This window comes from Kitasatospora sp. NPDC059327 (assembly GCF_042752535.1).
Taxonomy (GTDB): domain Bacteria; phylum Actinomycetota; class Actinomycetes; order Streptomycetales; family Streptomycetaceae; genus Kitasatospora.
In genome coordinates, this window is sequence record NZ_JBHYYB010000029.1 from 40,994 (window position 1) to 53,481 (window position 12,488).

A 12,488-nucleotide genomic window follows, 5' to 3' on the forward strand; every position below is an offset into this window, starting at 1 on the left:
GTGTGACGGTCGGGCCCTGGGCGCTGACGGTCGGGCCTCGGACGCTGACGGTCCGGCCCTGGACGCGGGGGTCGGCCTCGGGTGTGGGGGCCGGGCGAGCCCTGTCCGCCCGGCCTGGTCCGGGCCGCGTGCCCCGGCCCGGGGAGGGTGGTCAGAGACCGAAGGCCACCGAGGCGAAGTCGTCGCTCAGACGGGTGCGCAGCTGCGCGGCGATGGCGGCTAAACGGTGGGCCTGTGCCATCGGCAGCGACACCGCGACCGCGGCGATGCCGTTGCCCGCGACGATCGGCACGGCGGCCCCGGCGGTGCCGAGCGCGTACTCCTGGTACTGCGTGATCGGTGCGGCCCGCTGCGGGCCCTGGCGCGGCAGCATCGGCAGATGAGCGGGCTCCCGCAGGGTGTACGGAGTGAGCGCCAGCATCGGGTAGCGGGCCAGATGGGCCCGGCGCTCCTCGGCGGACATCAGGGCGAGCAGGGTCTTGCCGGCCGAGTGGGCGTGGGCGGCGGCCCGGAAGTGGCGCCGGTCGATCAGCGGCGCGCCGGGCGCGGCCACCGCGTCGACCAGTTCGACCTCTCCCTTGCGGTACCAGGTGAAGTAGACCGCCGCGGAGAGCTCGTCGGAGAGCAGGCCGAGCAGCCGGTTGAGCCGGTTGTGCCCGGCCGCCGGGCTCTCCTCCCGGCTCAGTCCGGCGACCGCCGGGCCGGTCAGGTAGAGCCCGTCGTGCCGCTCCAGGTAGCGGTCGTGCACCAGGGTGCGCAGCAGGTGGTAGGCGGTGCCGAGGGCGAGGCCGGTGTCGCGGGCGAGCTGCTTGGCGGTGGCTCCGCCGGGGTAGCGGGCGACGGCCTCCAGCAGGCGCAGGGCGCGCTGGGCGGAGGTGATCAGGGTGGGCGGGGCCGGGGGCAGGGGGGAGCGGATCGATGAATGGATCGTCATATGAGTGATCCTTCCGCGCGCGATGCGCACGGACCGCTGGCATATGCCCACCGCCCGGCCGGCTGCCCCGGCGGCCGGCCTACTCGGCCGCGGCCTGGTCCACCAGCGGAAGGATCCGGTACGGCACCGGGTTCTCCAGCGCGATCGCCGTCGAGGACCGGACGATCCCGTCGAAACCCACCACCCGGTCGATCACGCGCTGCAGATCGGCGTTGGACCGGGCCACGATCCGCACCATCATGTCCCCGCGCCCGGTGATCGTGTGCAGCTCCAGGACCTCCGGCACCGCGGCCAGATGGGCGCGGACGTCGGAGCCCTGGCCCTGGGAGATCTCCAGCGTGGCGAAGGCCGTCACCGGGTAGCCCAGCGCCGCCGGGTCCACCTCGGGCCCGAACCCGCCGATCACGCCCTTGGCCTGGAGCCGGTCCAGCCTCGCCTGGACCGTGCCCCGGGCCACCTGGAGGCGGCGCGAGCACTCCAGCACCCCGATCCGCGGCTCCTCCGCGAGCAGCCGGATCAGCCGGCCGTCCAGCACGTCGATCGCGTCGTTGGCGGTACCGGCCGTCGACGCCGAAGAGGCCGTTCCGGCAGCGGAGTTGGGCGATTCGGTGGAGTTCGGGGAACTCGGGGGCTGGGCGGGGGGCATCGCGGGGCTCCGTCCTCCGGTGGGCATTCTGTACAGCGGTGCGGCCGATTCTCCCGCCCCGGCGCACACCTTGACCAGGAGGAAACGGAACAGTTGCGCGTCGGTCGGCCCGGCGCCACCCTCCAGCCACAACCCCGTGAGCCGCTCCCCACAGCGGCCCACGGGGCCGACCGTGGTCCCGTACGCCCACCGGGAGGGCCGTCATGACCGACACCGCCGCAGAACCCGTGCTGCTCACCGCCGGCCTGGAGGAGCCCGGCCTCGTCCCGATGGGACACGCCGACGCGGTGGTCTTCGCGGTCGGCGACGCCGAACGCGCGGCACGCCGTTACGCCACCGCGCTCGGCCTGCGCTGTACCGCCTACGCCGGGCCCGACACCGGCGAGCCGGAGACCGTCTCCTACGTCCTGCGCGCGCCGGGGACGCGGTTCGTGCTGACCTCGTTGGTCCAGGTGATCGGGCCGCGCGGCCGGGAGCTGGCCGGCCACCTCGCCCGGCAGGGCGACGGGGTGGTGGACCTCGCCGTCGGTGTGCCGGACGTCCACTACGCGTACGACTACGCCGTGGACCGGGGCGCCAGTTCGCTCGCCGAGCCCTACGAGGTGCGCGACCGGTACGGGGTGGTGGTGCTCGCCGCGATCGGGGTGCCCGGCGGCACCCGGCACACCCTGGTCGACCGGTCCCGCTACCGCGGCCCCTACCTGCCGGGGTACGTGGCGTTCGACCGGTGGTGACCGGTCCCGCTCCGGCCCGGGGCGTTCCGGCCGGCCGCGCTCCCACCGGCCGCCGCGTCCTCGGCCCGCCGGTCAGCGGACGACCGTCTCCACCGTCGGCGGATGGCCGTTCCAGGCGACGAACACCGAGTTGGCCTGGTCGCCCTTGGTGAAGTCCACCCGTATCCACTGGGGGCCGTTCCAGACCTGCATCTGCCAGCCCGGATCCGGGCTGGCGGAGACCAGCGAGGCGTTGTCCGGCCGGATGTCCAGCGCGACCTTGCCACCGGGGACCAGGTAACTGCGCACGGAGGACGTGGTGGTGGCGACAGGGGTGGTGGCGACAGGGGTGGTGGGCGTGGGGCGGCGCGAGGCGGGCGGGGCGCCCGGCGACGCCGCGCCGCGCTGGGTGGTCGACGAGGCCGGCGCGGGCGTCGGGCCGGAGCTCTCCGGCCGGGGCGTCTCCCGGGGCGTGGTCGGAGTCGGCGCGGGTGTCGTCGAGGACCGCGTGCCGGTGGACGCCGGGGACGGCAGCGGCAGCGCGGTCGGTTGCTCGAACGCGGCGCCGGTCAGCACCGCGTGCACGCCGAACCAGGACAGCGCCACCGCTGCCCCGGTGGCCGCCGCCCAGGCGCCGAGCTGTACCAGTCCGTTCCGCATCGTGCGCACATCCTGCCGTATTCGGGGCCGCCGCAGGTGGGCAGCCCTGCTATTCAGCAGGCAAGTTGCACAAAACGCCAGGGGAGGGAGCGAATCGGTCCGGAGCTGCCCGGCGGCCGGTCCCGGACCCACCCCGAGGTACAGACCACCGCACGCCGATGGCGTACCGTGCAGCCCCATGGCAACAGTGCTCGTGGTCGAGGACGACCCCTTCGTACGCTCCGCCCTCATCCGGCACCTGGCCGACACCGGTCACGCGGTCCGCAGTGTGGGTACGGCACTTGAGGCGCTGCGCGAGGTCGCCCAGGTCGGCTGTGACCTGGTGATCCTCGATCTCGGCCTGCCCGATCTGGACGGCAGCGAGGCCCTCAAGATGATCCGTGGCCTGACCAATGTGCCGGTCATCATCTCCACCGCCCGGGACGACGAGGCCGAGATCGTCCGGTTGCTCAACGACGGCGCCGACGACTACTTGGTGAAACCTTTCTCCGGTGAGCACCTCAGCGCCCGGATGGCCGCCGTACTGCGCCGGCTCGGCGGTGGGACCGCCCCGGTCACCCACGTGCTCCGGGTCGGCGGGCTCGCCATCGATCTCCAGCGCCGCGAGGCCACGCTGGACGGCCGGGCCCTCGATCTGACCCGTCGCGAGTTCGACCTGCTGGCCTTCCTCGCCGCCCGCCCCGGTGTGGTCGTGCCGCGCAAGGAGATCCTGGCCGAGGTGTGGCGCCAGACCTACGGCGGCGACCAGACCATCGACGTCCACCTCTCCTGGCTGCGCCGCAAACTCGGCGAGACCGCGTCCAACCCGCGCTACCTGCACACCGTGCGCGGCGTCGGGGTCCGGTTGGAGGCGACCGGGCACCCGACGGAGCCCGGGCCCGCCCCGGCGGGGCCCCGGACATGAGGCGGTTCGGGCACTCGCTGCGCTGGGCCCTGATCAAGGCCGCCGTGGCCGGGACCACCATGGTCGCGCTGGCCTTCCTCATCCCGCTCGGGCTGATGGTCCAACAGACCGCGCGGGACCGGGCGTTCACCGCCGCCGAGCGGCAGGCGGCGGCGCTCGGCCCGGCGCTCGCGATCACCACGGACCAGGGCGCCATCGCCCGCGCGGTGGCCAGTACCGACGCGGGGGCGCAGGGGCGGATGGCGGTCCATCTGCCGGCGCCGAGCGCGGCGGTGGGCACGGGGACGACCGGGACGGTGGCGGGAGCGGGGCCCACGGCAGCGGGGCCGACGGGAGCGGGCCCGACGCCGCCGGCGGGTGCTTCCGGCGGACCGGCCGCGCTGCCGTCCGCGTCGTCCGCCGCGCCGCCGTCCACCGGGGCGGTCCCGGCCGGGCCGGACGGCGGGGCGACGATCGGGGACGCCCGCGCGCTCGCCGCCGACGTCGGCACCGCCGGCGGCCAGGGTCGCTCGTTCACCGTCGAGGTGCCCGGCGGCTTCGCCCTGCTGCAGCCGGTCGCGGTCGACACCGGCCGGACGGCCGTGGTCGAGGTGTTCGTGGCCGACGGCGACCTCACCCGGGGGGTCTCCACCGCCTGGCTGGTGCTGTCGGCGGTCGCGCTCGGGCTGGTGGCGATCTCGGTGCTGGTCGCCGACCGGATGGGGGCCCGGATCGTCGGCTCCGCCCGCCGGCTGGCCGCCGCGGCCCGCTCGCTCGGCGGCGGGAACCTCGCCGTCCGGGTGCCCGTCGACGACCGGCAGAACGCCGGGAGCCCGGAGGAACTGCGCGAAGCCGCCCACGCGTTCAACGCGATGGCCGACCGGGTCGTCCACCTGCTGGCCGCCGAACGGGAGTTGGCCGCCGACCTGTCGCACCGGCTGCGCACCCCGCTCACCGTGCTGCGGCTCAACGCCGCCTCGCTCGGCGAGGGCGACGCCGCCGACGCCACCCGGCACGCCGTCTCCCAACTGGAGCGCGAGGTCGACCAGATCATCCGCTCGGCCCGGCGGGCGCCCGAGGACGCGCCCGCCGTCACCGTCGGCTGCGACGCCGCCGAGGTGATCCAGGAGCGGGTCGGCTTCTGGTCCGCGCTCGCCGAGGACGAGGGCCGCCGCTGGCAGTTGGCCGGCGCCGACCAGCCCGCCCCGGTGTCCGTCCAGCGCGGCGACCTCGCCGCCGCCGTCGACGCGCTGCTCGGCAACGTCTTCCGCCACACCGCCGTCGGCACCGCCTTCTCGGTCGACGTGCTCGCCACCGACAGCTCGGTCATCGTGCTGGTCGGCGACGCCGGACCGGGTTTCTCCGACCCCGAGGCCGCCCTGAAGCGCGGGCAGGGCCACGGCGGCGAGGGCTCCACCGGCCTCGGCCTGGACATCGCCCGCAAGCTCGCCGAGGTCACCGGCGGCGATGTCGCGCTGGGCCGCTCCGCGGTGCTCGGCGGCGCCGAGATCCGGCTGCGGCTGCGGGCCCGGCCCGACGGCGCCCCCGCCCGGGTCAGCCGCCGGCGCGGCCGCAACCCGCTGTTCGAGCGCTGAGCGGCGGCTCCGCCGACGCGGTGGCGGGCCGGGCCGGTGCCACCGGTCTCCCCCCTCTTTCTTAAGCGGGCCCTAAGAGAGCTGTACCCCTCGCTCAGCAGGCCGGTTCCGGCCGTCCGGCCGCACTAGCGTCATCCGCGCCGGTCACCCGACCGAGCCGGGTCACGCCGCCCGCGACGGGTCCACGCACCCGCGCCCGGCCGCCGCGACCCCGTCCGGCCCAGCCGTCCCCCCATCCCTCGGGCGGGAGACGCCCCCTGTGGAGGTACGCCCATGACGACCCAGCCCGCCCGCCGCCCGGGCCGCCGCCGGCGCAGCCGCAAGGGAGTCGTCCTCGGGGCCTCGGCCGTCGCCGCCGCGCTGGTCGCGGGTGGTGTGGTCGTCCTCGCCTCCTCGGCCAGCGCCGCCTCGCTCGGCGCCGTCTACACCCGCACCAGCACCTGGGACTCCGGCTACACCGGCCAGTACCTGGTCACCAACCCGGACAGCAGCGCGATCGAGGACTGGACGCTGACCTTCGACCTGCCGGCCGGGGCGAAGATCGACTCGCTCTGGAACGCCACCTTCAGCGCCGACGGCCCGCACGTCACCGTCAAGCCCGAGTCCTGGAGCAAGCGCCTGGAGCCCGGCCGGAGCCTGGTGGTCGGCTTCGTCGCCCAGGGCTCCGGGGCCGCCCAGGCCGAGCCCGGCAACTGCCTCATCAACAACGTCTCCTGCAAGGCCGGCGACGGTACCGTACCGACCCCCTCGGGGCGTCCGACCGGCAGCCCGAGCGTCCCGCCGACCGGGACCGCGTCGCCCAGTACGTCGCCGACCGCCACGGCCACCGCGACCGCCACCGCGACCGCCAAGCCCACCACGGCGTCGCCCAGCCCGACCGCCACGACGACCAGGCCGACCACCCCGCCACCCTCACCGACCGCGACCCCCACCGCGACCGGCACTCCCGCCCCGGTCACCGGCGCGGGCTTCGCCCCGTACGTGGACACCTCGCTCTACCCGCCGTACGACCTGGTCGCCACCGCGAAGGCCACCGGCGTCAAGAACTTCACCCTCGCCTTCGTGGTCTCCGGCGGCGGCTGCACCCCGAAGTGGGGCGGTGTCAGCGACCTCTCCGCCGACGCGGTGGCCGCCCAGATCGGCGCGCTGCGGGCGGTCGGCGGCGACGTCCGGGTCTCCTTCGGCGGCGCCAACGGCAGCGAGCTGGCCCTCGCCTGCACCACCACGGCCGATCTGACCGCCGTCTACCAGAAGACCGTCGACGCCTTCGGGCTGACCAAGGTCGACTTCGACGTCGAGGGCGGCGCGATCGCCAACACCGCCGCCAACACCCGCCGCGCCCAGGCGATCGCCCAGCTGCAGAAGAACGCGGCCGCCAAGGGCAAGGCCCTGGACGTCTCCTTCACCCTCCCCGCGCTGCCCTCCGGCCTGACCCAGGAGGGCGTCAACCTGGTCGCGGACGCCAAGAACAACGGTGTCGCGATCGGCGCGGTCAACATCATGGCGATGGACTTCGGTGACGGCGTCGCCCCGAACCCGCAGGGCCAGATGGGCAAGTACGCGATCGCCGCGGCCACCGCCACCCAGGCCCAGGTGAAGAGTGTGCTCGGCCTGGACGACGCCGCCGCCTGGCGCAAGGTCGCGGTCACCCCGATGATCGGCGTCAACGACGTGGCCAGCGAGATCTTCACGGTCGCCGACGCCAAGCAGCTCGCCGACTTCGCCGGGACCAAGCACCTGGCCTGGCTGGCGATGTGGTCCGGCACCCGTGACAAGGCCTGCGAGGGCGGCGCCAAGGCGTACGCCGACGCGAGCTGCAGCAGCGTCGTCCAGCAGCCGCTGGACTTCACCCGGGCCCTCGGCGCCTACGCCGGCTGAGCCCCTCCGACCCCTCCCCGGGACCCCGGCCGTCCGTGCTCCGCCCGCAACGGAGTACGGCCGGCCGGGGCGTTCTCCCGCTCGGGCGGTCACATTCCGTCACTCTCCCGATCGGGCCCGGTCGGCGGTCATCCGGTATCGTCGCTGGTTGGTCGAACGGTGGACGGAGCGAACAGTGACAGCGGTGCAAGACGAGCGCAGCGCGGTGCCAGCCGCACCGGACCCGGCGCCCGGGCCCCTGTCGGACCGCGTGAAGGACGCCCTCGGCGCACCCGTACGGGCCCTGCGCGAGACACCGCGCCGCCCGCTGCTGGCGGTCTCCGCCGTGGCGCTGCTGTCCCTGGTGGTCTACGCCGTAGTCCGGCACTTCGTCCACACCTCGATGGTCGACATGATCGTCTACCGGGCGGAGGGCGCCGCCGTCGCCGACGGCACCGACCTCTACGCCCTGCGGGTCACCGAGTGGAACCTGCCCGCCACCTACCCGCCGTTCGCCGCGATGCTGTTCGTGCCGACGACCTGGTTCCCGGTGCCGTTCCTCCGGGTGGCGATCACGCTCGGCAACCTCGGCCTGCTCGCGCTCTTCACCCACCTGTCGTTCAAGCTGGTCGGCTGGCCGCGCCGCGAACTGCGCCCGCTCGGCGTGATCCTGGTCACCGGCGGCGGCGTCTGGCTCGAACCGGTCTTCACCACGCTGCGTTACGGCCAGATCAACCTCGCCCTGGCCTGCCTGATCCTCTGGGACCTCACCCGCCCCGACGGCCGCCGGAGCAAGGGCGTCGCGATCGGCATCGCCGCGGGCATCAAGCTCACCCCCGGGCTCTTCGCCGTCTACCTGCTGCTCACCGGCCGGATCCGGGCCGCCTTCGTGGCCGGCTTCACCTTCCTCGGGACCTTCCTGCTCGGCGCGCTCGTCCTGCCCGACGCCACCTGGGGTTTCTGGACCAAGTACCTCTATGACTCCTCGCGGGTCGGCAAGACCGAGATCGTCGACAACCAGTCGGTCCGCGGCGCCGTCGCCCGGCTGCTGCACACCGCCGACCCCGGGACCGTCGCGACCCTGGGCTCCGGACTGGTCGCGGTGGCCGGCCTGGGCATCGCCGCGTGGGCCGCCTCCAGCTCCCGCTGGCTGCCGCGCGCCGAGGCGTGGGGCGTCTGCTGCGCCGCCGTCACCGCGGTGCTGATCTCGCCGATCAGCTGGACCCACCACTGGGTCTGGTGCGTCCCCGTGCTGGCGCTGCTCGCCTGCGAGGCGGCGGTCGAGCAGGCCCGGCCGACCGCCGTCCGCCGGCTGCGCTGGCGCGCCGCCTTCGGGGCCACGCTGATCGCCTTCTTCTCGTTCGGGATGTGGGTCGTGCCGCACCACGGCGACCTCGACCTGCACCTGCCGGCGGTCAGCCAGGTCCCGGCTTCGGTCTACCCGCTCGTCGGGGTCTGCTTCCTGCTGGCCGCGGCGCTACGGATAAGGGCACGGCGGCGGGCCGCCGGCGCACCGCTCGTCCCGCTGCCCGGGCAGCGCAGCGGCGGTGGCCGTCCGGGCCCCGCGCGCGACCGTCAGCAGGCCCCCGCGGCCCGCTGAGTCGACGGGGGCTCCCGGCCCGGCCGGGCCGGGGGTGCTCCGCCCGGGGCGGACCCGTGCGGACGGGCGCCGTGGGGAGGCGCCCTGTCCGGGGCCCTCGCGTCCGGGGCCTTCGCGTCGGGGGCCTTCGCGTCCGGCGCCTGGGTGTCCCGGGCCGTCGCGTCGGGGGGTGCCCGGCGCGGGGCCGCGCCGCGCGGCGCGGTCGGTCACGCGAGCAGCTCGGCGAGCGAACCGTCCATGTCCAGCGCCGCCAGCTCACTGCCCGGCGGTACCAGCCGGTGCGCCCGCTCCAGCCAGGCCGCCACCACCGGCAGCGGAGCCTCCAGCAGCGCGTCCCCGGCGGGCGAGGTCAGCGCCAGGCAGAGCACGCTGCGCCGGCCCCTGGAGGTGCCCCCGGCCGAAGGCTGGGAGAGGGTCGGCCAGATCCGCACGTCCCCCTGGCCGCACGGCCGGAAGGTGCCCTCCACCAGCAGCTCGCGGGCGAACACCCAGGTGACCGGCGAGCCGGTGTCCAGGTGGAAGGTGATGTGCACCGCGTACGGGTCGTGGCTGCTGTAGGACAGCCGGGCCGGGACGGGGACGCTGTGCTCGGGGGAGAGCACCAGGTTGAGTTCCAGTTCGTGCTCCACCACGCTCGTCGCGCGCTCCATGATCGGGTTCCTCTCTGACTCCGGTTCGTGCCCGGTTCTCGGGCCCTGTGACCTTGGAGAGCGCGGATCGCGGGCGGTCTTACACACGTTTCCGAGATTTCTCGCCGACGTTTCCGCAGGCGTGCGCGAGGAGTGGTGAACGCGGACAGGGCGGGCGCGTGAGGAGGAGCGCGCGCCGCCCTCCCTTATCCCGTACGGACCTGGGCTGTCCGCCGAATGCGCAACTTCCCCCCGCCGACCCGCCGAGGTACTACCCTTTGTGACTGCCCCGCGACTGTCCGCCAAGAGGGCGGTGTCCTCGCGCGCGCCGACGGCGAAGCCGGCTGGGCCGCCCGAGTCGCCTCCGCACGGTCTGCCCGCCGGGTGTGCCGCATCGGCCCTGCCAGGAAAGAAGACCCCATGACGGACCGGCCCTTCGCCGGCGGCGCGGAGACGGCCGTCGGCCCCACCCCCGGGTACTACCCCGATCCCTCGGTGCCCGGCTTCGTCCGCTACTGGGGTGGCGCCGCCTGGGTGCCGGGGACCAGCCGGCCGGCCCCGGCAGCGGGCGAGGTGCTGGCGCCGCCCCGGTTCGCCTCGCGTCGCGGGGCTGTGGCGGGCGGTGCGGTCGGTGGTGCGGGATCCGGGCCGGGGGCGGGCGCGCGCTTCGTGCCGCCGCCGGCGGTCGCGGCGGAGGCCGACCTGCCGGCGGCCGCGGTGCCGTCGGTGGTCGAGGTGGTCGAGGTGGTCGAGGTGGCCGGGTCGGCGGCCGTGGTGCCGTCGGTTGCCGGGTCGTCGGCCGTGCTGCCGTCGGCCGTCGAGGTGTCCGGGGAGACCGGGCCGGTGTATCTGGATCAGACGGCCGGCGGGGCGTCGTTCAGCGTCGGGCCGTACCTGGCGGTCGGGCCCGCCCTGCGGGCGGCCGCGGCGCCGGTGGACTCCCGCGTCGGGGACTTCGCCGCCGGGGACTCCGGTGTCGCGGACTCCGGTGTCGCGGACCGCGCTGCCGGGGACTCCCGTGCCGCGGACTCCCGTGTCGGGCCGGCCGGGGGTGCTCCGGCCGGCCGGGAGGGCGGCGGCGGGGCGTTGGAGGAGCGCGATGGCGAGCCGGGGGCGTCCGGCTGGCAGGTCGACCCGCGGGCGCAGCGCGGCCTGATGGAGACGGGCGGGGCGCCGCGCTGGGTCTCCTGGGGCGTGCTCCCGGGGGCGGAGCCGCCGTCGGAGGCGGCCGGGCCGGCGGACGTCCGGCCGGTGGTCGGGGAGCGCTCGCCGGGGGAGCGCGTGCCCGGGGCGCGGGTGGAACCGGCTGCGGTGGCGGACTCGGCGGACTCGGCGGCGGTCGTGGAGTCGGCGGTCGAACGTGTCTCCGGTCCGGCGGTGGCGGCGGTGGCCGCGTCCGTGCGTGCGGCCGCTCCCGCGTCGGGCGTCGGGCCGGGTGTCCTGCCGGGTGGTGTCCTGCCGGGCGGTGTCCTGCCGGGCGTCGGGCCGGTGGCGGCCCCGGTGGTCGCGCCGGAGCGGGAGCTCGGGCCGGAACCGTCCGCCCCCGAGGCGCCCGCCGTGGCCGCCCCCGCGCCGCCCGCTCCTGCCGTGAAGGCCGGGGGCGCGCGGCGATCGGCCGCCCGCCGCCGTCCCCCCGCACCAGTGGCCGCCGGGCTGGGGCGCCGTTTGGCCGCCCGGCTGGTGGACACCGCCGTGCTCGCCGTGGTCGCCACCGCGGCCGCGATCCCGCTCGGCGGCTCCGTGCGGTCCCACCTCCAGCAGAAGCTCGACCAGGCCAGGATGGCCAGTGCCCTCACCCGCCGTCAGGTCGACGTCTGGCTGGTGGACGGCGTGGTGGTGGGCAAGGTCGCCGTCCTGATCGCCCTCCTCGCCTTCGTCGGTGTGCTCTACGAGGTGCTGCCGACCGCCCGTACCGGCCAGACCTTCGGCAAGCGGCTGGCCCGGATCCGGGTGGTCGACGCGGCTCCGTCGGCGGCCCGCCCGAGGCTGAGCCTGCCCCGGTCGCTGACCCGCTGGCTGGTCCGGAACGCCTCCGCGGTCCTGTTGCTCGGCCTGGTCTGGCCACTGTTCGACCGCCCGGCCCGGCGCGGCTGGCACGACCGGGTGGCGGGCACCCGGGTCGTCCGGGACTGACCGCGATCACCCGCAGGTTGCTGGGCGAAACGGACTAAATATCCGAAACTTACCGAATGTGTGATGTTCTACTCGGGGCATGAGCACCCACAACCCCTCAGGCTCCGAGCCGGAGGGGGGCGGCCAGCCCTCCTTCGACAAGCAGCCCCCGTCCCCGGGCGGCGGCACGCCGGAAGGTGCGCCGTCGGACCCGTCCGGCAACCCGCCGCCGTCCTCGCCCCCGCCCCCGGCCGGCAGTCCCTACGACGACCGCCCCGGCGCGTACGGCGGCACCTACGGCGGTGCCCCCGGCGGCTCGCCCTACGGGCAGCCGCCGTACGGCCAGGGCCCCTACGGTGGGCCGCCGCCCGGCTACGGGCCCACGGGGTACGGCACGCCGGGCGCCGGGCCGATCCCCGGGATGCCGCCGCTCGGCAGCTGGCCTAACCGCATCCTCGCGCAGGTGATCGACTACGTCCTCGCGCAGATCGTGGCGGTCCTCCTGGTACTGCCCTTCGCCAGCCTCGGCGACCGGTCCGGCTCGGCCGGCGCGTTCTGGCTGGCCTGCGGCCTGCTCCTGATCTACGACGGCGTGATGCTCAGCCGGGACGGCCAGACCCTCGGCAAGAAGGCCATGAAGGTCAGGGTCGCGATGCTGATCGACGGCACCACGCCGACGCCGGCCGCCGCCTGGACGCGGTCCGCCGTGTTCATCCTCCCGGCGGTCATCTGCTGCGCCGCGCTCTGGTGGCTGATCGACGGACTCTTCGGCGTCTTCGACAAGCCGTACCGGCAGTGCGTCCACGACAAGGCCGCGAAGACCGTGGTGGTCTCCACGGCCTGATCCCGTCCACGGGTC

The 12,488-nt window shown here is 75.4% G+C and carries 11 protein-coding genes; 7 read left to right on the plus strand and 4 right to left on the minus strand.

Annotated elements, in window-relative coordinates:
• Positions 1-151 precede the first annotated feature (151 nt).
• Positions 152-934 carry an IclR family transcriptional regulator gene (locus ACFXHB_RS19400; protein ID WP_380575663.1) on the minus strand — a complete coding sequence of 261 codons (783 nt, stop codon included), beginning with the start codon at positions 932-934 and terminating at the stop codon, positions 152-154.
• Between the two features lie 79 nt (positions 935-1,013).
• Complete coding sequence (locus ACFXHB_RS19405; RefSeq protein WP_380575665.1) at positions 1,014-1,580, minus strand: Lrp/AsnC family transcriptional regulator; 567 nt, start codon at positions 1,578-1,580, stop codon at positions 1,014-1,016.
• Between the two features lie 203 nt (positions 1,581-1,783).
• On the opposite strand from ACFXHB_RS19405, the gene ACFXHB_RS19410 reads away from it, so the two are divergent.
• On the plus strand, positions 1,784-2,314 hold the full coding sequence (locus tag ACFXHB_RS19410; RefSeq protein WP_380575667.1) for a VOC family protein: 531 nt from the start codon (positions 1,784-1,786) through the stop codon (positions 2,312-2,314).
• Between the two features lie 72 nt (positions 2,315-2,386).
• On the opposite strand, the gene ACFXHB_RS19415 is transcribed toward ACFXHB_RS19410, so the two are convergent.
• Positions 2,387-2,953 (minus strand): hypothetical protein, encoded by a 567-nt coding sequence (locus tag ACFXHB_RS19415; protein WP_380575669.1) that lies wholly within the window; start codon positions 2,951-2,953, stop codon positions 2,387-2,389.
• 178 nt (positions 2,954-3,131) lie between these two features.
• On the opposite strand from ACFXHB_RS19415, the gene ACFXHB_RS19420 reads away from it, so the two are divergent.
• From ACFXHB_RS19420 to ACFXHB_RS19435, 4 genes are all read left to right on the plus strand, one after another.
• Positions 3,132-3,857 (plus strand): response regulator transcription factor, encoded by a 726-nt coding sequence (locus ACFXHB_RS19420; protein WP_380575671.1) that lies wholly within the window; start codon positions 3,132-3,134, stop codon positions 3,855-3,857.
• Complete coding sequence (locus ACFXHB_RS19425; RefSeq protein WP_380575673.1) at positions 3,854-5,431, plus strand: sensor histidine kinase; 1,578 nt, start codon at positions 3,854-3,856, stop codon at positions 5,429-5,431. The genes ACFXHB_RS19420 and ACFXHB_RS19425 overlap by 4 nt, the downstream gene beginning before the upstream one ends.
• Positions 5,432-5,704: 273 nt before the next feature.
• Entirely contained in the window at positions 5,705-7,309 is a 1,605-nt protein-coding gene (locus ACFXHB_RS19430; RefSeq protein WP_380575674.1) for a cellulose binding domain-containing protein, read from the plus strand.
• A 175-nt stretch (positions 7,310-7,484) separates the two neighbouring features.
• Positions 7,485-8,888: a glycosyltransferase 87 family protein gene (locus tag ACFXHB_RS19435; protein ID WP_380575676.1), complete on the plus strand. Its 1,404-nt coding sequence runs from the start codon at positions 7,485-7,487 to the stop codon at positions 8,886-8,888.
• Positions 8,889-9,094: 206 nt separating this feature from the next.
• On the opposite strand, the gene ACFXHB_RS19440 is transcribed toward ACFXHB_RS19435, so the two are convergent.
• On the minus strand, positions 9,095-9,538 hold the full coding sequence (locus ACFXHB_RS19440; RefSeq protein ID WP_380575678.1) for an SsgA family sporulation/cell division regulator: 444 nt from the start codon (positions 9,536-9,538) through the stop codon (positions 9,095-9,097).
• Positions 9,539-9,937: 399 nt separating this feature from the next.
• Here ACFXHB_RS19440 and ACFXHB_RS19445 point away from each other — a divergent pair, with 399 nt between their 5' ends.
• Together ACFXHB_RS19445 and ACFXHB_RS19450 are read left to right on the plus strand one after the other, a co-directional pair.
• Positions 9,938-11,650: an RDD family protein gene (locus ACFXHB_RS19445; protein ID WP_380575680.1), complete on the plus strand. Its 1,713-nt coding sequence runs from the start codon at positions 9,938-9,940 to the stop codon at positions 11,648-11,650.
• Positions 11,651-11,729: 79 nt separating this feature from the next.
• A complete protein-coding gene (locus ACFXHB_RS19450) occupies positions 11,730-12,473 on the plus strand; it encodes an RDD family protein (protein WP_380575682.1) in 744 nt (247 codons plus the stop codon).
• The last annotated feature ends 15 nt before the right edge of the window (positions 12,474-12,488 follow it).